Source organism: Nocardioides baekrokdamisoli (genome assembly GCF_003945325.1).
GTDB classification, from domain to species: Bacteria; Actinomycetota; Actinomycetes; order Propionibacteriales; family Nocardioidaceae; genus Nocardioides; species Nocardioides baekrokdamisoli.
On record NZ_AP019307.1, the window covers coordinates 1,398,124 to 1,420,968 of the forward strand.

The 22,845-nt window shown below is 68.9% G+C and carries 21 protein-coding genes; 13 read left to right on the forward strand and 8 right to left on the reverse strand.

Annotated elements, in window-relative coordinates; translation table 11 throughout:
• Window positions 1-83 precede the first annotated feature (83 nt).
• Window positions 84-1,484, forward strand: coding sequence for a polysaccharide biosynthesis tyrosine autokinase (locus KCTC_RS06775; RefSeq protein WP_125567957.1), 1,401 nt, complete (start codon window positions 84-86; stop codon window positions 1,482-1,484).
• On the opposite strand, the gene KCTC_RS06780 is transcribed toward KCTC_RS06775, so the two are convergent.
• Window positions 1,485-2,597, reverse strand: a complete 1,113-nt coding sequence (locus KCTC_RS06780; RefSeq protein WP_125567959.1) for a glycosyltransferase — start codon at window positions 2,595-2,597, stop codon at window positions 1,485-1,487.
• A 113-nt stretch (window positions 2,598-2,710) separates the two neighbouring features.
• Here KCTC_RS06780 and KCTC_RS06785 point away from each other — a divergent pair, with 113 nt between their 5' ends.
• The 5 genes from KCTC_RS06785 to KCTC_RS06800 are packed head-to-tail and all read left to right on the forward strand — an operon-like array spanning window position 2,711 to window position 7,521.
• Complete coding sequence (locus tag KCTC_RS06785) at window positions 2,711-3,310, forward strand: arsenate reductase/protein-tyrosine-phosphatase family protein (protein ID WP_125567961.1); 600 nt, start codon at window positions 2,711-2,713, stop codon at window positions 3,308-3,310.
• Window positions 3,310-4,638: an O-antigen ligase family protein gene (locus tag KCTC_RS06790; protein WP_125567963.1), complete on the forward strand. Its 1,329-nt coding sequence runs from the start codon at window positions 3,310-3,312 to the stop codon at window positions 4,636-4,638. Before KCTC_RS06785 ends, KCTC_RS06790 begins: the two co-directional genes overlap by 1 nt.
• Entirely contained in the window at window positions 4,635-5,468 is an 834-nt protein-coding gene (locus KCTC_RS14680) for a glycosyltransferase family 2 protein (protein ID WP_164512506.1), read from the forward strand. Before KCTC_RS06790 ends, KCTC_RS14680 begins: the two co-directional genes overlap by 4 nt.
• A complete protein-coding gene (locus KCTC_RS06795) occupies window positions 5,465-6,475 on the forward strand; it encodes a glycosyltransferase family 4 protein (protein ID WP_164512507.1) in 1,011 nt (336 codons plus the stop codon). Before KCTC_RS14680 ends, KCTC_RS06795 begins: the two co-directional genes overlap by 4 nt.
• Window positions 6,472-7,521 carry a glycosyltransferase gene (locus KCTC_RS06800; protein WP_125567967.1) on the forward strand — a complete coding sequence of 350 codons (1,050 nt, stop codon included), beginning with the start codon at window positions 6,472-6,474 and terminating at the stop codon, window positions 7,519-7,521. The genes KCTC_RS06795 and KCTC_RS06800 overlap by 4 nt, the downstream gene beginning before the upstream one ends.
• On the opposite strand, the gene KCTC_RS06805 is transcribed toward KCTC_RS06800, so the two are convergent.
• Window positions 7,522-8,598, reverse strand: a complete 1,077-nt coding sequence (locus KCTC_RS06805) for a glycoside hydrolase family 99-like domain-containing protein (RefSeq protein WP_197715267.1) — start codon at window positions 8,596-8,598, stop codon at window positions 7,522-7,524.
• A 23-nt stretch (window positions 8,599-8,621) separates the two neighbouring features.
• Between KCTC_RS06805 and KCTC_RS06810 the strand changes: the two genes are divergently transcribed.
• Window positions 8,622-9,449, forward strand: coding sequence for a TylF/MycF/NovP-related O-methyltransferase (locus KCTC_RS06810; RefSeq protein WP_125567971.1), 828 nt, complete (start codon window positions 8,622-8,624; stop codon window positions 9,447-9,449).
• 3 nt (window positions 9,450-9,452) lie between these two features.
• On the opposite strand, the gene KCTC_RS06815 is transcribed toward KCTC_RS06810, so the two are convergent.
• A complete protein-coding gene (locus KCTC_RS06815) occupies window positions 9,453-10,529 on the reverse strand; it encodes an acyltransferase family protein (RefSeq protein WP_164512508.1) in 1,077 nt (358 codons plus the stop codon).
• Between the two features lie 27 nt (window positions 10,530-10,556).
• Window positions 10,557-11,663 (reverse strand): glycosyltransferase family 4 protein, encoded by a 1,107-nt coding sequence (locus KCTC_RS06820; protein WP_164512509.1) that lies wholly within the window; start codon window positions 11,661-11,663, stop codon window positions 10,557-10,559.
• Window positions 11,664-11,722: 59 nt separating this feature from the next.
• On the opposite strand from KCTC_RS06820, the gene KCTC_RS06825 reads away from it, so the two are divergent.
• Entirely contained in the window at window positions 11,723-13,216 is a 1,494-nt protein-coding gene (locus KCTC_RS06825) for a lipopolysaccharide biosynthesis protein (protein ID WP_164512510.1), read from the forward strand.
• 19 nt (window positions 13,217-13,235) lie between these two features.
• Entirely contained in the window at window positions 13,236-13,799 is a 564-nt protein-coding gene (locus KCTC_RS15150) for an acyltransferase (protein ID WP_125567979.1), read from the forward strand.
• 4 nt (window positions 13,800-13,803) lie between these two features.
• On the opposite strand, the gene KCTC_RS06835 is transcribed toward KCTC_RS15150, so the two are convergent.
• Both KCTC_RS06835 and KCTC_RS06840 read right to left on the reverse strand, forming a co-directional pair.
• On the reverse strand, window positions 13,804-14,916 hold the full coding sequence (locus tag KCTC_RS06835) for a glycosyltransferase family 4 protein (RefSeq protein WP_125567981.1): 1,113 nt from the start codon (window positions 14,914-14,916) through the stop codon (window positions 13,804-13,806).
• Window positions 14,913-16,031, reverse strand: coding sequence for a glycosyltransferase family 4 protein (locus KCTC_RS06840; protein WP_231998895.1), 1,119 nt, complete (start codon window positions 16,029-16,031; stop codon window positions 14,913-14,915). Before KCTC_RS06840 ends, KCTC_RS06835 begins: the two co-directional genes overlap by 4 nt.
• Before the next feature lie 64 nt (window positions 16,032-16,095).
• Here KCTC_RS06840 and KCTC_RS06845 point away from each other — a divergent pair, with 64 nt between their 5' ends.
• A complete protein-coding gene (locus KCTC_RS06845; protein WP_125567985.1) occupies window positions 16,096-16,662 on the forward strand; it encodes a dihydrofolate reductase family protein in 567 nt (188 codons plus the stop codon).
• On the opposite strand, the gene KCTC_RS06850 is transcribed toward KCTC_RS06845, so the two are convergent.
• Window positions 16,659-17,708, reverse strand: coding sequence for a glycosyltransferase family 4 protein (locus KCTC_RS06850; protein WP_164512511.1), 1,050 nt, complete (start codon window positions 17,706-17,708; stop codon window positions 16,659-16,661). The two genes, KCTC_RS06845 and KCTC_RS06850, sit on opposite strands and share 4 nt — an antisense overlap.
• A gap of 19 nt (window positions 17,709-17,727) precedes the next feature.
• Between KCTC_RS06850 and KCTC_RS06855 the strand changes: the two genes are divergently transcribed.
• Together KCTC_RS06855 and KCTC_RS06860 are read left to right on the forward strand one after the other, a co-directional pair.
• Window positions 17,728-18,939, forward strand: coding sequence for a glycosyltransferase family 4 protein (locus tag KCTC_RS06855; RefSeq protein WP_125567989.1), 1,212 nt, complete (start codon window positions 17,728-17,730; stop codon window positions 18,937-18,939).
• Window positions 18,936-20,030: an acyltransferase family protein gene (locus tag KCTC_RS06860; protein WP_125567991.1), complete on the forward strand. Its 1,095-nt coding sequence runs from the start codon at window positions 18,936-18,938 to the stop codon at window positions 20,028-20,030. Before KCTC_RS06855 ends, KCTC_RS06860 begins: the two co-directional genes overlap by 4 nt.
• Window positions 20,031-20,051: 21 nt before the next feature.
• Here KCTC_RS06860 and KCTC_RS06865 read toward each other — a convergent pair whose 3' ends face one another.
• Complete coding sequence (locus KCTC_RS06865; RefSeq protein ID WP_125567993.1) at window positions 20,052-21,500, reverse strand: hypothetical protein; 1,449 nt, start codon at window positions 21,498-21,500, stop codon at window positions 20,052-20,054.
• Between the two features lie 80 nt (window positions 21,501-21,580).
• Between KCTC_RS06865 and KCTC_RS06870 the strand changes: the two genes are divergently transcribed.
• Entirely contained in the window at window positions 21,581-22,825 is a 1,245-nt protein-coding gene (locus KCTC_RS06870; RefSeq protein ID WP_125567995.1) for a sulfate adenylyltransferase subunit 1, read from the forward strand.
• The last annotated feature ends 20 nt before the right edge of the window (window positions 22,826-22,845 follow it).

A 22,845-nucleotide genomic window follows, 5' to 3' on the forward strand; every position in this document is an offset into this window, starting at 1 on the left:
CCAGGAGCGATCACGCCGGGTAATCTCGGCTGGGTTCCGGGACCGTGTGAAGTAGTGAATCGAGGGAGACTGCGTTGGACGGGATGCGCCTGCGCCGCGCGCTCGCTCGCGCTTGGTATCTGATTCTCGTCGGTGCCCTCTGCGGAGCCGCCGGCGGCTACGTCGTGTACACGAGGGCGACCCCCACCTATCAGGCCTCGGCCCAGTACGTCGTGGGGTACAGCGCCACCCGAGTCGGCCTGGACGAGACCACCCAACGCGTCCTGTCGGCCCAGCGCGCGACGACACTCATCCAGATCGCCACCACCGTTCCGGTGATCCAGGACGCGCTCAAGGCAGCCGGCCTTCCGAATGACGCGCCCACCGTCACGGCGTCCGGTGAGGACTCGAACTCGTTCCTCACGATCACTGTCACCGACACCGACCCGCAGGGCGCCGCCCAGATCGCCAACGCGTACGGCTCGATCCTGCTGCCGCAGATGGTCCGCCTGGTCGGTCCCATCGACAAGGACGTACGACTCCAGGTCGTGGCTCCCGCCGTACCGCCGCGCTCGCAGGCTTCTCCGGTCCTGGCCCACGACCTCGGGTACGGCCTGATCGCCGGCCTGGTCCTGGGACTGCTGATCGCCCTGGCTCGCGAGATGCTGGACATGAGCGTGCGCGAGTCCGACGACGTCGTCGCGGCGTCCGGGCTCACATTGTTGGCCGCTGTGCCGTACAGCCAGCCGAAGGTCCGGCTGCCCACCGACCGCGACCCTCGCAGCATCCGCGCCGAGGCGTACCGCCAGATCCGCACCGCGATCACCAGCAGCCAGCCGACGCCGCAGGTCATTGCCGTCACCAGCGCCACCAGCGGCGAGGGCAAGACCACCGTCACCTGCAACGTCGCCACCGCCTTCGCCCGGGCCGGTCACCGAGTCGCGGTCGTCGATGCGGACCTGCGTCGTTCCTCGGTGTCCGAGGTCATGGACGTCCCGCCGGGCCATCCCGGACTCAGCGAGATCCTGCTGGGGCGCGAGACGCTGTCCGAGACGATCCTGATGACCAACGAGGAACTCCCGGACGTCCTCCTGGCCGGCGAACCGGTCCAGGACCCCAGCGAGCATCTGGCCTCGGCGACATTCGCCGGTCTCGTGGCCGAACTGCGGACCACGTACGACTTCGTCTTCATCGACACTCCCCCGGTCATTCCGGTCACGGACGCCTTGGTGGTGTCTCCGCTCTGCGACGCGGTGGTGATCGTGGCCCGGATCGGTTACACCACCCCCGCTCGGATCCGACGTGCGATGACCGCGCTCACCCAGGTGCGGGCAGTGACCCTGGGAGTCGTCGCGAACTGCGCACGCGGCAACGCTGATCGCGACTACCGGTACGGCTACGCGAGCTACTACGAGCGCGGACCGAGGAAGCCCGAGGGCGACTCGACCACGGCCCCGCCGACGACGCCGGGCAAGCGCGCGAACCGCGGCAGCCACGCTCGCTGATCAGACGGCGACGAGCCCCTGGGGCCGCAGGTCACGGCCCAGGACGGTGTCGACCGCTTCCGCGATGCGCGTCCGAAAGGCCTCCGGAGCGTACGCAGAACCGAGACTGCGGATCTTGTCCGGTGACCATGAGTGCGTACGGCACTCGCGGATGCCAGCCGCCACGGCCTCCGGCGAGGTGTCGTCGATGAACACGCCCGTACTGCCCTCGATGGTGGAATCGAGGTAGCCGCCGGCACGGAGCACGACGGACGGCGTCCCGAAGGCCTGCGCCTCCACCGTGGTGAGTCCGAAATCCTCATGCGCCACCGCCACCAGGGCGGACGCATTCGCGTACAGCCATCGCAGGCCGGCATCGCTGAGCTGCTGGAGGACTGTGACCCGGTCCGAGGCCCATTCGGGACGACCCCCGACGACCACCAGCCGTTCGTCGGGGACGAGGTCCATCGCGGCGATGATCTGTTCGGTGTGCTTGTAGCCACGCAGGCGACTGATGGTCAGCAGGAAACCCGGCTCGGCTCCGGGGATCGGGTCGATCGGGCCTTCCGGCGACAACCCACGCGGGGGTGGCAGCACATCGGCCCGCAGGCCGTACGCCGCGTGCACCCGGCGGGCGACCGCGGAAGAGTTGACCATGTACGCGGCAGCGTCCTCCGCTGCGACGGCGTCGGTCTGTCGCAACCGATCAGTGCTGGCGGCGAACGCGGTCCGGGCCCAGCCCGGCATGCCCTCGAAGTAGTCGTCGGGCTGGTACAGCCACCGCGCGGGGTTGTGGCAGTAGACCAGCTTCGGCGCAGCCGAGGTCACGCGATGGGCCCAGCCGCTGCTGGAACAGATGACGACGTCCGCATCCTCGACCACGTACTCGGAGAACGCCCGGGCGAGGAACGGGAACGCCCGACGGGGGTCGGCGCGGAAGGCACGCACCTTGTTGGTCCAGAGCGTCTCGACGTCGTAGTCGGAGAACTCCGTGAAGGTGGTCGCAGGATTCCAGCACGAGGTGACCAGACGGGCGTCGGGGAACGTACGCATCAACTCGAGCGTCACACGCTCGGCGCCCCCGCGCTGCGTGAGGTAGTCATGGACGATGACGACGCGTTCTTGATTCCCCACGTAGATAAGATGCCTTTCGTCGGCGATGATGACGCGATTACGGCCGCAATCTCACAAGCGGATCATCTGTCTCAGTACGTTAGCCACTCCACTGTCATTCTTTTGGACTATTTGTGCTCAGCCGAAAGACCCTTGTTGCGGGTCAGCCACGACGTGGCGCCGATGACGCTGCCGTCCAGATTCTGGTGGTCTGCACGGGCAACATCTGCCGCTCTCCGTACGTGGCAGCGCTCCTCCAGCGGGCGCTCCCGGATGCACGCGTGACATCGGCCGGCACAGCCGCCATGGTCGGGCGACAGCCGGTGGTGCCCGTGGCCGACGTCCTCGCCGACCTGGGCGCGGGTACGTCCGCACCAGCCCGGCAACTGCGCCGATCGATGGTGCGCCGCGCCGACGTCATCGTGGCGATGACGCACACCCAGCGCGCCACCGTGGTCCAGATCGTGCCGAAGTCCGGCGCACGAACTTTCACGCTCAAGGAACTGGCCCGGACGGCCGCGCACCTCACACCACCGGGCGACGACCTCCGCACCAGCCTGACCGCACTGCTGGCTCGCACCGCTCTCGACGTGGGTGCGTCCGCACGCGATCACGACGACGATCTCGACGATCCGTACGGGGGTCCCCCCGAGGGGTACGTCCGGATGATGAGCGAGGCCGACCTGGCCGTGGGCGCCATCGTTGCCGCGCTGCGGGCGGAGACCCTTCGGTGATGACCCCCGAGCGGATCCGCGCAGCCGCACCCACCATCCTCGTGGTCGCCGTGACCGCCGGCGCAGCCTTCACGGTCGGGGCGATCGGCGGGCACCTCGGTACGACCCCATTCGCCATCCTGATCGGCGTGGTGGTCGTGGGCGCGATCGTCCTGCTCCGCCCGGCACTGGTCGGGGTGGTGTCGCTGCTGGCGATCTTCAACGTCTACCGCGTCAGTGCCGGCGCGTCCGCGAACCCGGGCGCCATGACCGGCATCTCGTACTCCGATGCCGCCCTGGCCGGCGCCACGCTGCTCGCCGTGCCGAGCATGGCGCGTACGCCGGAGATCCGGCGCCTCGGGCTGCCGCTCCTGGGTCTGGCGCTCTACTTCGTCGCCCTGCTGCCGACGTTCATCCTCAACCACTCGCATCGGGCGGACGCCGAGGCGTTCCATCGGTTCATCCTGGTCGGCGGCGCGCTGGTGGTGGGCGCCTGGCTGACCCGGGATCGGCTGGTGAAGCCGGCCCTGCTGACCGTGATGGTGATGGGCTTCGTCGTCGGCGTCGTCACGATCATCAGCGGCGCAGCGCATGGCTTCACCCAGCCGGCCTCGCCGTTCGGACTGAACAAGAACTACGGCGGTGCCCTGCAGGGTGACCTGGCCGTGATCATGATCGTCCTCGGCCGCAAGCTCGGGTTGAACAGGATCACCCACCTGATCGGCGCCGCGGTGTTCGTCGGCGCCACGTTCGCCACTCACTCGCGCGGCAGCATGCTCGGCATCTGCGCCGGCCTGTTCATCACGATCATCGGCGGTGGACTGGCGCGCAGTCGGGTCTCCCAGGCGATCGTCGTCGTCCTCACTGCGGGCCTCGGCCTCTTCATGTACAACTCGATCCAGGCCCAGATGAACGTGCCCACGAATGAGTTCAAGTTGAACCCGATCGGCGTACGCCAACAGGTCGAGCAGGAGGCGCGGCGGATCTGGCGTACCTCGCCGTGGGACGGCGTCGGGCTCAAATACTTCACGTCGGGCAACTACGGCCATTTCGGCAGCCAGGCCCCCAACAACGTCGTCGACAACGAACTGGCCGAGTCGGGCATCATCGGGCTGACCGGGTTCGTGGCGTTGGCAGGGTGTGTGGGCGTCGCCGGATGGACCCGTCGCAAGGACGCGTACGTCCTGACCGGACTCGCCCTCGTCGTCGGACACCTCGCCCACGGGCAGGTCGACGTCTATTGGCAGGCTGGCCTGGTGCCTCTCCCGTACCTCGTCCTCGGTATGGGCTTGGCTGCGCCTCCCTCCCGGGACCCGGTCGAGCGGGCCGTGGCGGGGGTGACCGCATGACGCCGCCGCTCGTGGTGGTGGTCGCGTACGCCCGGGATGACCTTCTCCAGATCTGCCTTGACGGCCTCGGCGAGTACTCCCCGGTTGTCGTGGTGGACAACGCGGCCGCCGCCTCGACCGAGGCGCTGGTACGGGGCGGGACAGCGGCGTACGTGGCCGCACCGAGCAATCTGGGCTTCGCGGGCGGCGTCAATCTCGCCCTGGCGACGGCCTGGGACGGGCAGAGCGACGTCCTCCTGCTCAACCCGGACGCCCGGGTCACGGCGGCACAGGTCACCGATCTGCAGGCGGCGATGTGGGCGAGGGGCGGCCGCTGTGCCGCGGTCGGGCCTCGTCTCCAGCGACCGGACGGGAGCGAGGAGCCGGCGAGTTGGCCGCTGCCCTCACCCCGACAGGTGTGGCTGGACGCCTTCGGTCTGGGGCGTTGGGATCGCGGCCCTCGCTTCGTCGCCGGCACGGTCCTGATGGTGCGCGGGAAGGCTCTTGCTGAGATCGGAGGCCTTGACGAACGCTATTTCCTGTACGCCGAGGAGGCGGACTGGCAGATGCGCGCCCGTGCGGCCGGATGGTCCGTCGGTGTCGTCGAAACCCTCACGGTCACGCATGTCGGCGGCGCATCCAGCAGTGATCAGCTCATCAGAATTCGCCAGTTCCACCGCAGCGCTCGGCTCTTCGCCGAGCGGTGGTACCCGGGGACAGGTGCGCTCCTGATGCGCGCCGGCCGCGTGGTCGCTGCCTGCCGCCGCTGGATCACCCGACCATCGTCGCGGCTCGAGCAGCGAGAACTGCTGGCGACCTCGCTGGACCGCACGTTCAGGGGCGGGTCGTGAGCCGTCCCCGGGTGACCCACGTCGTCGCGACCGATGCCTTCGCCGGCGTCGAGCGGTACGTCTGCGACACCGTGACCGAACTGCACGCGCGCGGCTGGCAGGTCACCGTCATCGGGGGGGACCCTGAGGCGATGCGCGCCAACCTTCCCGCCGGCGTACTGCAGTTCCCGGCCAGGACCGCCGCCCATGCCGTACGGACCCTCTGGCGCCGCCCGAGCGATCTGGTGCACACCCACATGACCGCAGCCGAAGCTGCTGCAGCGCCGTTGAAGGGACTCAGGTTCCAGCGACTGGTGAGCACGCGACACCTTGCCCAACCGCGGGGCTCCTCGCCGCTCGGACGCCTGGCTCGACCCGTGATCGAAGCAAGGCTGGACGCACAGATCGCGATCAGCGAGTACGCCGCGTCCGTCATCGTCGGGCCGTCGATCGTCGTGCCGAACGGTGTGCCGAGCAGTCGACTCGCTCCGCTCCCGCGGGAGCGGACCATCGTGGTGATGCAGCGGCTGGAGTCCGAGAAGGACACGGCACTGGCCGTGCAGGCGTACGCGGCCTCGCATCTGGCCGAGGACGGGTGGGCGCTCCGGATCTGCGGCCGTGGCGCCGAGGAGCAGCCGCTACGAGCACTCGCACGGGACCTCCGGATCGAGGTGGATTTCGCCGGCTTCGTCACCGATCCCCGGTCGGTGCTGGCGTCGGCCGGGATCGTCCTCGGCACGGCCCCTGCTGAACCGTTCGGCCTCGCCGTGGTCGAGGCGATGGCCGAGGCGGCCCCGGTCGTCGCCTCGGACGGCGGCGCCCACCCCGAGGTACTGGGCCCCGACGGGGTCTACTTCCCGGTCGGTGACGTGCAGGCTGCCGCGGCAGCACTGCGTACCGTCGCCGCCGATGAGGCGTACGCCGCCGCCTACGGACGTACGCTGCAACGACGGCACTCCGAGCTGTTCACGATCGAACGCCACGTGGACCGGCTCGAGGTCGTGTACGAGGAGGCCTGGAACCGATGACGCACGTCGCGTTGCTGAGTCTGGAGCCGTGGGATGAGGTCTGGCGCCGGAACCAACACCTGGCGAGCCGACTCGTCGACCGCGGCTCGGCATCGTCGCTGACGTTCGTCACCCCGCCGACCGGTGGGCTCGCTACCCAAGCGGCGCGGTGGTCGCCGCACCCCGGGATCACCGTCGTGACCCCGCCCCTGGTGGTGCCCCGACGCTTCGGTGGCCACCGGGTGCTCGGCGAATGGCTGCGGTACGAGCTCCGCGGAGCGGACGTGATCTGGGTCAACGATCCGGTGGCCGGGGCGTCGGTGATCAATCGCACCAAGCCGATGGCGTACGACGTCACCGACGACTGGCGCTCGATGCCGCAGCCCGAGGCGGATCGGCTGCGGATCATCCGGGCGGAGGATCGGTTGGCGGCCGTCGCCCACACGGTCGTCTGCTCCTCGGTCCTGCACGAGCGGTGGCTGCATCGCTATCGGATCGACGCCACCGTGATCCCCAACGGCGTCGACGTGCGGGCCATCCGCGCCGCGGCCCCGCACGCGCTCACCGGGCCCGGTCCGCACGCCGTCTACGTGGGGACCCTGCACGAGAACCGGATCGACCTCGACCTGGTCCGCGACCTGATCACCGAGTGGCCCGGCACGGTCCATCTGGTCGGTCCGTGGCACCTGCCGGTGAGCGTGTCGACCCAATGGCGCGCGCTCGGCGCTGACATCGTCGGACCGGTCGCCAGCGCCGACGTCCCAGCGTGGCTGAACGCGGCCGATGTGTTGATCTGCCCGCATCGCGTCGACGACTTCACCCTCAGCCTGGATGCCATCAAGGCTCACGAGTACCTCGCCACCGACCGTCCGGTGGTGGCCACGCCGAGTTGCGGCTTCCAGCTCCTGTCGGGTGCCGGGCTGAGTGTCGTCGGTGCTGAGGGCTTCCTCAGTGCGTGCCAGGACGCGCTGGCCGGTCCGGCGATCTCGCGTACGGTCGCCGTGGACTGGGACGAGCGCACCTCCGCCTTCGCCGCAGCGCTGGGTCTCGGACAGGCGCTCGCCTGATCAGTCGCTCAGACCGGCAGCCAACGCCTCCAACCAGCCGCGACCCCAGCGCCGATCCGGCTCGAGGTGGTTGCCCTCGGCCCATTCGTTCCAGGATTTCACCCAGACGATCCCTTCACCGTCGGGCAGTTCCCGCGCGCGGCGGGCAGCAGCCGCCACGTGCGTACGAAAACGCTCGGGCGAGGATCCGGTGAGGACGACCCCGTTGCGACCCGACCGCGGGGTGTTGTCCCACGCCGGCCAGACGGCCGGCTGGAAGAAGTCCGGGTCGACGAAGTCCGGCAGCGGTTCCGGCTGTGGCAGGTAGGGATAGCTCTCCGGCATGCCGAGCCGCCGGGACAGATTGACGCGCCTCGCCGAGCCGCGCCTCCGCAGGGCAGGAAGCCGCATGAACACAGCCGCGTCGAAGCCATCGATACGCGCGGTGGCGTACGTCGGCTCCTCCTCGGTCCGGTTGGTGACCTCAGCGACGAAATACAGTCCGGGCAGGCCGGCAGCCTCCGCCAACGCCCGCCAGTGGGCGATGAAACCGGCCACGTCCGGCAGATTCTCCGGGCGGAAGACGTAGAAGATCGGCCGGCCGTCGACCGTGAGATAGCGAGGATCCCGGAACGCCGGCAGCACCGCCTCGAAATGGGCTTCCTCGTCGGCAGCACCGGGGTACGTCTGCTCGATCAGGATGGTGTCCTTGGCCCCGTGCCACACGCCGCTCCAACTCTCGTTGGCCCAGCCCAGGCAGAACCCCAGATCCGGCTCCCCCGACTCGATCACCTCGGTGATCGGCCGCTCCAGGATCCGACGGCCGCCACCGAACCAGTAGTGCCAGTAGCAGAACCCCGAGACGCCGTAGGCCCGCGCCAACTCCGCCTGTGCGTGCCGGTTCTCGGCGACCCGGAGGTCGTAGAAACCCAACTCCCCCGGCAGATCGGGCTGTCGGTGCCCCGGGAAGAGTGGCCGTGCCTTGGTGACGTTGGTCCACTCGGTGAAGCCGGTGCCCCACCAGGCGTCGTTCTCCGGGATCGGATGGAACTGCGGTAGATAGAACGCAATCGACCGGAGCGAGGGTCCTGAGGGCACGCGCCGAAGCATAGGATGCCCGCGTGAATCCAGCGGCCGACTCGTACCTGACCCTGCTGGCCGAGACTCTCACCCGGTATCAGCGCGGCCAGCACCTGCGAGCGGTCGATCCGTTGGGGCGTGGCCGGGTCGTGACCGGCGCCGTACGCACCGCCTCCGGACTCCTGGCCCGGCAGGGTCTTGTCGTGGCTCGGCCGGTCCCGTCCGATGATGCAGCGCGCGAGATCGGGAAGGAATGGCCGTACGACGGCGCCGAAACGATGATCGGGCTCAAGCGGCTCGCCAACATCCGCCAGTGCATCGAGACCGCCCTGGCCGACGGCGTACCCGGTGACGTCATGGAGTGCGGCGTCTGGCGGGGCGGGGCTGCCATCTACATGGCCGCCACCCTGGCCGTGCACGACGCCACCGACCGGGCGGTGTGGTTGGCCGACTCCTTCGAGGGCCTCCCGGCTCCCGAGACACAGCGGTACGCCAAGGCCGATCAACTCGATCTGTCCGACATCGCGCACCTGGCGGTGGGCCTCGAGGAGGTGCAGGCGAACCTGCGGAAGTACCACCTTCTCGGGGACAACATCCGCTTCCTCCAGGGCTGGTTCAAGGACACCCTGCCCACGGCGCCGGTCGAGAGCCTGGCCGTGCTCCGGCTCGACGGCGACCTTTACTCCTCCACGATGGACGTGCTGGTCAGCATGTACGACAAGGTCAGTGTCGGCGGGTTCATCCTCGTGGACGACTACAACGATCTGGCCGAATGCCGTGAGGCAGTCACCGATTTTCGGGCCGAACGCGGGATCACTGACGAGATCGTCCCGGTCGACTGGACCGGGGTCTACTGGCGCAAGTCCTGACCCTCAGGCTGCGCTGAGGGCGTGCAACCGCTCACGGCGCTGCGCAATCACTGCGCCGGCCCGAACCCTGATCGGCTGCTCGACGAGGTAGTAGCTGACCGCCGCCAGCGCCACCGCGGCCAGCGTCCTGATGAGGGCAATCGCAGGGGTCGACCAGTCCGCCATCCAGCGATCGGTGGCAGCGTTGAACAGCCCTGAGTACAGATACGCGCCATAGCTGATCTGGCCGACCCAGCGCAGCGGCGCGACGCTGAACAGCCGCGCCGGAACGCTCGTCTCGCGTTGAGAGAGATGACCGATCAGGAGCATCGAGGCCAGGGCCGCCAATGGCACGCACTCATTGAGGAAGTCGAGACGGGTACGACCGGCAGCGATGATGACGCCGACCAGCGCAACCAGACTCAGGACCCCGGTCAGATGCGCGGCGAGGACGCGCCGCACCCGCAGGTCGCGCACGACCAGCGCCAGCAAGCCGCCGAGCAGCAGGGAGCCGGCGCGCGAGTCCGGCCGGAAGTACGCCTGCGGGATCCCGTCGATCGACGGACCGTGATGGAGGACCAGGGACGCCCAGGACGCCGCGACCCCGAGGACGACGAGCGCGATCGCCCACCGCTGACGACGAAGCCGCAGCAAGAACATCAGGATCACGGGCCAGAGCAGGTAGAACTGCTCCTCCTCAGCCAACGACCAGGTGTGGCCCAGACCGTCGAGGTTCGACCATCGCAGCGACACCGCGATGTTGGCGGTGTAGGTGACCACGGCGGCGACGGCGCCGGCGTACGCGGCGAAGGTGCCGTCCGGCAGGAGTCGGTACGCCATGCCGGCAGCGACCAGGGTCAGCACCAGAGCCGGAGCCAGTCGAGCGATCCGGCGCAGATAGAACGACGAGAGCGACACCGAACCCCACCGCTCGCGCTCCTGGATGAGCAGTGTCGAGATGAGGTAGCCGCTGAGGACGAAGAAGATCTCGATGCCCAAGCCACCGCCGAGGAAGTGCGGTCCGTACCCGGAATGGAGCGCCAGGATCAGGAGAACCGCGGTGCCTCGCACGCCGTCAAAGGCAGCGATCCGGGCAGGCATGGGCGACATCGTGCCACGCAGCTGAGGTCAGCCGAGCAGACCCGCGGGCAGCGCCGCGACGTACGCCGCCTTCACCTCGTCGACCGACATGCGGGCATGCGCGTACGCGGCCGCCCGCTGCCGGAGTTGGTCGCACGCGGCCCGGTCCGTGACCAGGGTGGTGACGGCGTCGCCGACCGCGTCGGTCTGCATGACGACCCCCTCGGCTGCCAGCTCGCTGGCCCCGGCTCGAGGATCATTCGTGATCACAGCTGCGCCGGCACCCAGCGCCCAGCACAGCGGGCTGCTGGTCGCCAGAGGATTGGCGTACGGCCCGGTGACCAGGCGCACCACGACGGCAGAACGTCGATAGACAGCCAGCAGGGTGGCCTCGTCGACGAAGCCGAGGAGTTCGATGGTGAGGTCCGTCCCCTCGGCCGCGCGCTGCACCGCGTCACGCACATTCTCAGAACTGGCACCCACCACGACTCGCCAGCCACCCGACCTCGGCAACGCCTCGACCACTTCGGCGGCGGCGACCTGGTCGGAGAGGTAGCCAGGCAGGAAGACGGTCCTGTCGGGCGACGGAGACGAGAACTCGACCGGATGGGCCAGCGCGACTGCGGCGATACCGCGTTCAGCCGAGACGGCCTCCGCGCCCGCACGAGTGAGAGCGAAGACCCGTATCGCGCCGCCGAGAAGGCCACGCTCCAGACGCGCACCGACCACCCGGGACAGCCACATCCCGATCCGACGCAGTCCCCGGCGGTCCAGCACCCCGAACAGCATCGAAGCACCCACCACCGACGGCGGATCGTGCAGGGTCAGTGCGTACGGCACGCTCCGGCCGCTCAGGCGCAGCCCGAGACCGAACCAGAACTCGAACAGTGCTCGGCCGCTGAGTTCAAGGTGCACCAACGTCGGCTTGCGCCGGCCCGTACGGAAGCCCGAGACGCATCCGGCGATGGCTGACCGCAGTGTCTGGGACCGGTGCGGGTCCCCCGGCACGGCGACCCACTCAACGTCACCGATCTGGCGGAGGATCTGTGAAAATGGCTCGGCGTAGAGCGCCACCCCGCTCGGAGACGGCGCGCGCTTCGCGACGTACACGATCCGGGGCCGACCAGAGCGGAGAGGACCGGGATGTTCACTCACCGCGCCACCCCGCCCGTACGCCGCTGCACCAGACCACCGTATCGACACCGCGCGGACTGATGAGCAACCTTCGGACCCAGACGCTGCGCGGCTCCGTGTGGACCGTGATCGGCACCGTCGCGAACGTGCCGCTCGCCATCGGGCTGACCCTGGTGCTCGCGCGAGCGCTGTCGCCCCAGGGGTACGGGCGGTTCGCGCTGCTCACCTTTGTGGTGCTGCTCGTCAACGCCGTGGCCGGGCTGGGCCTGACGAACGTCGTCCAGAGGCGGGTGTCGCTGGATCACGGACGGGCGGACCCCGCCGCTCAGCGTCGCTGGCTGCAGATGGCTCAGACCGTGTGCACGGGCCAGATGATCGTCGTGCTGGCGGCCTGCGCATGGCTGTTCCACGGAAGCGCGCCCCTGCTCCTGATCACCGGGTACGTCGTCCTCAACTGGCTGTCCACACCCGCGGCCACGTTGCTGACGTCGACCAACCAGAGCGCGATCGTCGCCAGGACGGCCATGGTCTCCGCCGTGGTCTCCGCCGCCGTCGAGATCTGCCTGGCGGTCTGGAGCCACAACCCCGACCTGGTGCTCGCGAGCGGCATGCTCGCCGGCACGGTGCCCCACCTCGCCCTGATCTGGCTCGCTGGACCTCGGGCGATGACCCGGCCCGGATGGGGCGTCGTCCCGATCTCCCGCAGCGACTGGCGGTTCGCCCTCACCAGCCTGGCCAGCGGACAGATCGCAGTGCTGGTGTTCAGCCGGTCCGAGTTGCTGTTCTTCGGTCCGACGATGGCGTACGACCGGGGCCGGTTCGCAGCGGCCGGGTCCATCGGCGCGCGTACGTCCCTGCTGATCGACTCGCTGTTCGGCAGCATCCCTGCCGCGCTCACCACCTTGCACGGGCGAGATGAGGCCGACTACCACCGCGGCGTCGCGGCGCTGTTCCGGCTGTCAACGGTCCTCTTCACCGTGCTGTTCCCGAGCGCGTTCGTCTGCGCGGTCATCGCGGCGCCGTACGTCTTCCCGGCGCAGTACGGCGACCTGCGCTGGTGGGTGCTCCCCCTGATTGCGATCTCACTCCTGCAGACGGCCGCGCAGCCGGCCCTCGCCGCGTGGTCGGCCCGCGGGTCGGCGGACGTCCCGCTCGCTGCAGGGATCGCCGGTGCCGTGATCGATGTGGTGCTGAGCGCCTCCCTGGTGCCGTCGTACGGCCTGCGGGGCGCGGTGATCGCCAACGTCGGCGCTGGTCTGGTCTACCTGATCGTGATCGCGTGGGCGTTCCGTACGAACATCGCCCGATCTCTCTATCGGACCTATCTGGTCACCACGGCGGTCGCGACCGCACTCGGCGCCGCGGTGGCGACGGGCGTGGCGCTGATGTTCGCGACCCGCGACCCACTGGTGTTGGCTGCGATTCCTGCGGCACTGCTGCTCAGCCTGATGGTGCTGGCGATCGTGCGGCCGCTCGGCGCTGCGGACGCCGAGCTCCTCGGCTCTGGGCGGCTGGGAGGGCTCGTACGCCGAACGCTCCAGTGGTGCGTTCGTACGCGCTCGACGCCGGTGTGAGCGTGGAATACTCCCGGGCATGTCGACCGCTTCGTACGCGACCTTGAGGCGTTGGCTGCATCCGCTGCGCGCGATCGCGGAGCTGTTCCACAATCGGGCGCTGACCCACCTGCCGTGGACCTGGTTGCGGGTCGCGTACCTCCGCCGACTGGGCATGGAGGCCGGGCCGCACACCTACCTGTTCGGCGGCTCGGAGGTGCTCGAACCGCGCAACCTGACGATCGCCGGGAACTGCCACATCGGTCGGTTCTGCCAGATCGACGCGCGCGGCGGGATCTCGATCGGCCGTAATGTCGTCATCGCCAGCCACACGCTCCTGATCACCGCCGACCACGACCCGGACGACCCGGAGTTCGGCGGCCGGCTCGGTCCGATCACGATCAGGGACCGCGTCTGGCTGGGCAGCCGGGTCACGATCCTCAAGGGCGTGACCATCGGCGAAGGTGCCGTGGTCACGGCGGGATCCGTTGTCCATCGCGACGTTCCGCCGTGGACGATCGTCGGCGGCGTACCGGCGGTCCCGATCCGGGACCGTTCACGGGAGCAGACGTACGAGATCGACTCCGGCCCGAGGTTCTACTGAGCGGTCACAGACCGTCGTAGACGGCCAGGGTCTGGCGCGCGCAGCGCTCCCAGGTGAACGTGGCGGCGTGCGATCGGCCGGCGGCAACCGTGGCTGCGTGCGCTGCTGTATCCATGCCGAGGACGTCCACGATCCCGTCGGCGATCGATGCGACCGACTCGGGGTCGATGTAGCGGGCGATGCTGCCGCCGACCTCGGGCAGCGAGGTGGCGGACGAGGCGACGACGGGGCAGCCGGCGGCCATCGCCTCCAACACCGGCAACCCGAAACCTTCCGCGAGCGAGGGGAACACGAACGCCGCGGCGCGCTGATAGAGCGCCACCGCTTCGGCGTCCGACACGTACCCGGTGAAGATCAGCGCGTCGGACGGCAGACCGGTCGGGGCCGTACGCCGCAGATCGGCTTCGGCGCGGATCGACGGTCCGGCGAGGACCAGCCGAAGGTCGGCGAAGCCGGGAGTCGTACGCACCGCCGCAAAGGCTTCGATCAGCCGCGGCAGGTTCTTCCGAGGCGTGTGACCACCGATGTGGAGCAGGTAGGGACCGTCCGGGACCGGCGCGTCGGACACCTCGGCAAACCGCTCCGCGCGTACGCCGTAGAGGGTCACGTGGACGCGCTCCTCGGGTACGCCGAACGCCTCGCAGATCGCATCTCTGGATGCTGCCGATCCGGTGGTCACGGCGGCGGCGCGGCGCAGCAGGCTCCCGGCGCCGACGTACATCGCGCCCTCCTCGGCGGGCCAGCGCCGGGCCACGACGTCGTGGAGGTTGACCACGAGCTTCCTCGAGGGGACCGCCGGGTCGGCATCGGTGTGGAACTGGTGGAAGACGTCGTACGCGCCACCGAGAACCCGTTCGCTCGGGAAGCCCACGGAGGCCTGGAGCCCACGCACGGCCCGTTCCGGGATCCGCGTCGTACGTGCGCGCACGCTCGGGTGGACCGCGGCTGCCGAGGCCGGACCGATCTCCGGGTGGCGTGCCGAGTTGTGGCGCAGCGCCACGGCCAACTCGGGGCGCTCGGCGACCAGCGCACGCAGCAGTTCGGTGAGGTGTACGCCGGGCCCTGATCGTTCGCCCGCGAGCGGAGGCCCGCTGACCAGAAGTCGTCGTACGGTCATCGAAGCACCAACTCGTACGCGGCCAGATAGGACTCGACGGCCGTGTCCCAGCCGTACCCGGCAGCCACAACGGCCGCGGCGGCAGCGCGTCGAGCTGCGCCGACCTCGTCGTGAAGCAGGTCCCGGACTGCGGCGACCAGCGCATCCGGATCGTCGGCGGCGGCAAGTGACCCGGTGACGCCGTTGATGATCAGATCCGGGAGGCCGCCGACTGCTGCGGCGACCACCGGCGTTCCCGCAGCCATCGCCTCCAGCGCGACCAACCCGAAGGCTTCGGCATGGCTCGGCACGACGACCGCCGAGGCGCTGCGCATCAGCCCGGCGATGCGGACCGGCTCTGCGTCGCCGACGAGCGCGATCCGGTCGGCGGCTCCGGAGGCCAGCCTGAGTGCTTCAAGCCGCGCCCGGTCCGGACCTTCGCCTGCGATCAGGAGCCGGTGCGGGAGGTCCGCGGACAGGCGGTCCCAGCGCTCGATCACATCCCCGAAGCCCTTGTTCGGGACCAGCCGACCGACCATCAGCACGTACGGCTCAGCGGCGACGATCCGTGGTCCGGAGAAGAGGTCGAGATCAACCCCGTTGGGGATGACCCGGACGTCCTCGAAGTCGGCGCCCTGGAACGCCCGGGCCCGCCGCAGGGTGTCCCGGGACGGGGCGGTGACGAGGTCCGCATCGGCCGCCAGTCGTCGCCACGATCGCCCGGCACGACGGTCTCGCTGATACAGCCCGGTCGCATCGCCGGTGAGCTCGCCGTGGGTCGTGACGACGAGCGGCACACCCGCGGCGCGGGCTCCGATGCGGGCGTAGTCGGCGTTGGAGGACACGCAGTGCACGTGGATCAGATCGACCTCGCGCGCAAGCGCGGTGAACTCACGTCGGTGCGCCCGGGAGAGCAACGCCCATGAGGTCATCCCGCGGACGGACCGGTGCGGCGTACGGAATGGAATCCGCACGACCTCGATGCCGTCGACGACCTCGGTGGCCGGCAGGTCCCGCGGCGCCCGGTTGGTCACAACGAGCGGCTGGTGCCCTCGCTCAGCCAGGCCCCGGGCAAGGTGGGCGGCCACGCTCTCCACCCCGCCGACGTGCGGGTGATAGCTGCTGGGGACCACCATCACGCGCACGACTAGAGGCTAACGGCTGAGCCCTTCTCTCGGCCTGTCCTCCTACGCTCAAGGCATGAGCCGCATCGTGTACGCCACGGCCACCTCCCTGGACGGCTACCTCGCCGACGCGGACAACTCTCTTGACTGGCTCTTCGCAGTCGACGGCGGTGACGATGCAATCGCCGAGGGCGAGACCTTCATGGCGGGGGTCACCGTCTACGTGGAGGGCTCGACGACCTACCTCTGGGTCCTCGAACACGAACGGGTCCTCGATGAACCCAGCAAGTGGCAGACGTTCTATGGCGACCGGAAGACGTTCGTCTTCTCGTCTCGGCCAGACCTCACCCTGGTCCCAGGAGCCGACATCGAGGTGCTCAACGGGCCGGTCGAGCAGCACATCGACACCATCCTGGCCGCTGCGGGCGACGGTGACGTACTGCTCGCCGGCGGCGGGGCGTTGGCCGCGGCATTCGCCGAGATCGGGAGGCTGGACGCGATCTACCTGTCGATCGCACCGGTCACTCTGGGGGCCGGCGCACCATTGCTTCCCGCCCGCTTCGACTCGACTCGGCTTCGTCTGACCGCGGTCCACCAGACCGGTCAATTCATTCAGGCCGAGTACGAGGTCCTCTCCGACTAGGACGGGGCCTCGGCTGCTGCCAGCACCTGCCGCATCGAGTCATCCCACGAGAACCGGCGTACGTTGCGCTCCCCCGCCTCGGCGAGCTCCCCAGCCAGCAGCGGATCCGTGAGGACCCTGAGGGCGGCGTCCGTGATCGCGCTCGAATCGTACGGATCGAAGAGCAACCCCGACCCGTCCAGGACCTCGGGGAGCGACGCGGCGTCTGCCGCGATGACCGGGCAACCGCACGCCTGGCTCTCCAGGATCGGCAGCCCGAAGCCCTCGTACAACGACGGCAGGATGCTGAGTCGCGCTCCGCGGTAGAGCGCGATGAGTTCGTCATCGGTGACCCGCCCGACCATCACGACGCCGGGCCGGGCCGCCAGGCCGCCTGCACTTCCCGCGACCAGTAGCGGGTCGCCGACGATCCTCAACTCGATCCCGGTCTGCTGGTGGACGTGCTCCCAGGCCTCCACGAGCCGGGCGATGTTCTTGCGCTCACTCGGAGAGCCGACGGCGACGGCGTACGCCCCGCGCTCCTGCAGCCCGGGTGAGAACTCGGGTCCGACGGCGTTCGGCACCACGAGGATCTTCGACCGCTGGATGCCGTACGCCTCGGCCAGCTCGCGTCGGGAGAACTCGCTCACCGTGACGACCGCCGCGGACACCCGGAGCAGCAGCCACGCCATCACCCGGTACCAGGTCCGGAATCGCCACGAGTAGTTCGACGGGAGCCGGAGGTAGCCCACATCGTGATGGCTGGCGACCTGGCGTCGGTAGGTGATCGGGCCGGTGTTGCACAGGCCGATCAGGACCGGGCGGCCGAGCCGCCGCAGGTACGCCGGGAGCTCGATCTGTTCCCAGGCGTGGCCGTGCAGGCGGCCGGTCGTACGCCACGACTCGACCGGCACCCACTGGGGCCGACTCACGCCGGCGGGAGCCACCACGACCGTGTCGGGGCGAGCGACGAGCAGGCGCCTGGTGATCTCGGTGGCGAACCGTTCCACGCCGGTGATCGGGTGCGTCAGGAAGCGCCCGTTCACTGCCAGCGGCCGCCTCGTCACCGCCGGTACGCTACCCGGGATGAAGGTCCTGCGCATGTATCACGCCGGGCGTGACGCAGCCCATCGCGAACGCGATCGTGCGCTGGCCGAGGCGGGCGCGGACCTCACTCTCGTGGTGCCGTCGCAGTGGCCCGGACCGGACCATCTCGGCGACGAGGACTTCCGTGTGATCGAGCTCCCGGTGCTGCGTCCGGGGGACATCAATCGACACACGTACGCGGACCCGCGGATGGTGGCGGACCTCATCGCCGATCTGACTCCCGATGTCGTCGACATCCACGAGGAGCCTTACAGCGCGGCCATGCATCAATTGCTCGGACTGCTCGGCCCGCAACAGGCAGTCGTTGCGTACACGGCGCAGAACATCGACAAACGCTTCCCCCCGCCCTTCGCCCGCTGGGAGCGCGCGGCGCTGAGGCGGCTCAACGGGCTGTATCCCTGTTCGCGGCAGGCCGCGAGCGTCGCTATCGGCAAGGGGTACGCGGGACCGGTCGAGGTGCTCCCCCTGGCAGCTCCGGCAGCGATGACCGCCGGCGACCAGCGGCTCGACGGAGACCTGAGGCTGCTTCTGGTCGGCCGGATGGTGCCGGAGAAGGGCGTGCTGGATGCCGTACGCCTGCTCGCCGACGCGCGGCTGTCGCACGCGCGGCTGCAGCTGGTCGGCGAAGGACCCGAAGTCGTCCGCGCCCTCGAGCTGGCCGCAGCCCTGGGCGTACGCGACCGCCTCGACATCTCCGGATGGCTCGATGCGGGGGCCTTGGCAACCCACTACCGACGAGCCCACATCGTCCTCGCGCCGAGCAGATCCACCCGATCCTGGACGGAGCAGTTCGGCCGGATGGTGGTCGAGGCTCAGGCCTGCGGCGCCGTGGTCGTCGGCTACGCCAGCGGGGCTCTCGACGAGGTGATCGGCAATGCCGGGCTCACCGTGCCGGAGGGGGACGAGCAGGCGCTCGCGGCTGCCGTGGCCGGGTTGGCGACCGACCCGTCGCGCTGGAACGACCTCCGCACGCGCGGCTTCGAACTCGCCGCAACCCGGACCTGGGATGCAGTCGCTCGGCACCAGATGGCGTTGTACGAACGAGCCCTTGCCGGCCCTGCGCCGACAGCGTCAGGTCGCGCCGCGGCCCGTGAGACCTGGGGCGCGCCCGCGCTGGACGGCGTACGCCCCTGGGCTCTGCCCCACCTCGCTGACCGAGTCCGCACTCGGATCCTCGGAGCGGATCGATGACGCACTACCGCGGCCTGCACGGGCTGCGTGGCCTCGCTGCTCTCACGGTGGTGATCTCGCATGCGTTGCTGACGGACAACCGGATGTTCGCGGTGACGCTCGGCAAGCCGGTCACCGGCGCCAGCGCCTGGATCACCTACTCGCCACTGCACCTGTTCTGGGACGCATCGGAGGCGGTGATCGTCTTCTTCGTCCTCTCCGGGTTCGTCCTCGCGCTGCCATTCGTCCACAGCACCCCGATCGCACAGTGGCTGGCCTACTACCCGCGGCGGCTCGCACGGCTCCTGCTGCCGATCTGGGCGGCCGTGGCGCTGGCGTTCGTGATCGCGGTGCTCATCCCGCGCTCACCGGACACGGCCAGCTCGTGGGTCGACCAACACGCTCATGCGGCCACGTTGCACAACGCCGCCCAGGCCGCGGTCGTACGCGGAGACCTCCCGCTCAACACGCCGTTGTGGACGATGAAGTGGGAGATCATGTTCTCGTTGCTGCTGCCTGCCTATGTGCTGGGTGGGCGTCTGCTGCGCAAGGTCTGGCTCCCGATGGTCGTGCTGGCGATCCTTGTCGGCGTCTGGGGCGGCCATCGCGCCAGCGCGTACATCGCGTACCTGCCGGTCTTTGCCGTCGGAACGTTGTTGGCGCTCGGCCGCGAGCGCTGGATGCCCTGGTTCGGCCGCCTCACCGGCTGGCGGATGTGGCTGGTGCTGGTCGCCGCGCTGGGCCTACTCAACGTCCACTGGGCCACCCGGGCCACCGCCGGCACCGGGCCGGGCAACCTGTGGATCCCGGGATCGATCGTCCTGGCCGCGGGCGCGCTGGTCTGCCTGTTCGCTGCGACGCCGGCAGTCGCGGCGTTCGGCACCCATCGCGTGGTGGCCTGGCTCGGGCAGATCTCCTTCAGCCTGTATCTGATCCACGAGCCGATCGTGGTGTCGATCGCGCAGATCGACGGCGGCCGGATGCCGTGGCCGGCGACGCTGGCGATCGCGCTACCGGCCTCGATCGCGGCGGCAGCCGTCTTCCACCGATGGGTCGAGGCCCCGGCGCATCGGCTCTCCCGCCGGATCGGGAATGCGTTCAGCTCGCGGTGAGCAACTGAACCGACGGCCTGCTCATTCGCAGGACCGCGCCAGACCCTGCAACTTGGTGTGATCAAGTGGCAGCGAGCCGGCGTCGATCGCACGGAGTTGTTCGGGGGTGTACGCCTGCACGACGGCGGTGGCATAGCAGACCGCGAACGCAGTCGGGACCGATCCCTTGCTCTCGACTGCGCTGACGATCACGTTGCGCACAGTCAGCACGTACAGCGCGTCGAACGAATGGTCACCGCTCGCCTTGTAGGTCTTGCCCGGGTCACATGTGTTGAGCGTGACCACCGAGCCCCTCGACGTGACGGTCGCGCCCGTCCTCGCCGCCGCAGCCCAGCGCTTGAGCCCGGCATCGATCCGGGCGGCCGCGGCCGAGCTGGAACCGGCGAAGTTGGTCCGCATGCACGATGTGCCGTTCTTCGTGTACTGCACGTAGAGATCGCCACCGTCCCCGCCCGCGGTCTGCAGTGCAGTGCCGATCGAGTTCCCCTTGGTGAGCAGGAAGTACAACCACATCACGCCGAAGGTGCCGCGATCCACCTCGACCTCACCGGTCGCGAGCTTCGGCTCGGAGACGGGAGTGGGCTTCCAGTTCTCGTCGAGCAACCACGGTTCGACGATCTGGATGTCGTGCTCAGGGGCCTTCTCGAAGAGCTTGTTGACTGCGTCGTTGCCGCCCTTCCTGAAGGTTTCGTCGACGACGTCGTTGCCCAGCGGATACGGCGCATAGTCGGTCGCCTGCAGGATCTCGGGTACGTCCTTGAGACCGGCGTCGCTGTTCTTGGCGAACTTCGCCTCCTCCTTGGCAACCTCAGCAGCATCCGCCTTGGAAAGGGCCTTGCGGTAGCCGTTTTCGATCCGGCGGGCGTCGCCCTCCACGATCGACGTGAAGGCGGTGTCATCCACCGTCTTCGAGTCACGCAGGCGCTTCGTCGTGCTCTCGAGATCGAAGTACTGGTCCTGAAGCACGTGAGTGAGCTCATGCACCAGCGTGACCTTCGTGTACGGGGTGAGGTGGTCGCCACGCACCCGGATCTTCTTGTCCAAGTACGAATAGAAGCCGATCACGGACCCGCTCTGGCTCTTGTTCTCCAACTTCAGCAGGTCCTGGCCACCTGACATCACGCCCAGCGCGCGCACCATGCCGTTGGCCTGCTCGCGCCTCTTGCGAGCATCGCCGCTCTCCGCCTCGTCCTTCACGGTGACCTCGGCGTTGAACTCCTTGTCGGAGAGGAACTCGACATAGACAGGGTGCTTGAACTTGAGGCCGCGGTGCTCTTCGACGTACGCAACGAGGCTCGCGACCCGCGGGTCCCAGGTCGAGGGGTACGTCGGTCCGTGCTCCGAATCGGTGCCGCGGATCCAGGTGGCGCCGATGCCGGCAAGGATGCCGATCACCAGGACGAGCCCGATCAACGCGCCTGTTCCCAGGCTCTTCTTCGCTACCTCTGGGGCCTCAAACTGGTCACTCATGCCCGAACCCTAAGACATCGCGGAGCGGCATGAGGGTCACTCGCCATTACCATTGGCCAGTGCCCGAGACCAAGCGCCACATGGACCTGCTGCGATTCGCGACCGCTGGTTCGGTGGATGACGGGAAGTCGACCCTGATCGGTCGCCTGCTCTACGACAGCAAAGCAATCTTCGAAGACCAGTTGGACGCCGTGGAACGGACCTCCGAAGCCAAAGGCCACGGCTACGTCGACCTGTCCCTGCTCACCGACGGACTCCGCAGCGAACGCGAACAAGGCATCACCATCGACGTGGCCTACCGCTACTTCGCCACCCCCAACCGCAAATTCATCATCGCCGACACCCCCGGCCACGTGCAGTACACCCGCAACATGGTCACCGGCGCCTCCACCGCCGACCTCGGTTTGATCCTCGTCGACGCCCGCCACGGCCTCACCGAACAATCCCGCCGCCACGCCGTGCTGCTGTCCCTGCTCCGAGTGCCCCACTTCGTCCTGGCGATCAACAAAATGGACCTCGTCGACTACTCCGAAGACGTCTACCGGGGCATCCTCGAAGAATTCACCACCTTCGCCACCAAACTCGACGTCCCCGACCTCGAAATCATCCCCATCTCCGCACTCCAGGGCGACAACGTCGTGGACCGGTCAGTCAACATGGACTGGTACAAGGGCCCCACCCTGATGCACCACCTCGAACACGTCCACGTCGCCTCCGACCGCGACTACCGCGACGTCCGGTTCCCCGTCCAATACGTCATCCGCCCCAAATCCGACCAACACCACGACTACCGCGGCTACGGCGGCACCGTCGCCGGCGGCGTCCTGAAACCCGGCGACGAAATCGTGGTCCTGCCCTCCGGGATGACCACCACCATCGAAGCCATCGACCTCTTCGGTGAAGAACTCGACGCCGCCTACCCACCGATGTCCGTCACCATCCGCCTTAAGGACGACGTCGACGTGTCCCGCGGCGACATGATCGCCCGGATCCACAACGCCCCCGTCCCCAAACAAGACATCGACGCCATGATCTGCTGGATGTCCACCACCCCCCTACAACCCCGCCAGAAACTGGCCATCAAACACACCACCCGCACCGCCCGGGCCCTGGTGAAGGACATTCAGTACCGGCTCGACGTCAACACCCTGCACCGCGACCCCGACGCCACCACCCTCAGCCTCAACGAAATCGGCCGCATCCACCTCCGCACCACCACCCCCCTACTCGCCGACGTCTACGCCCAAAACCGCACCACCGGCTCCTTCATCCTCATCGACGAAGCCACCGGCATCACCGTCGGCGCCGGCATGATCAACAACTGATCCCCTCGTGTGGTTCAGCG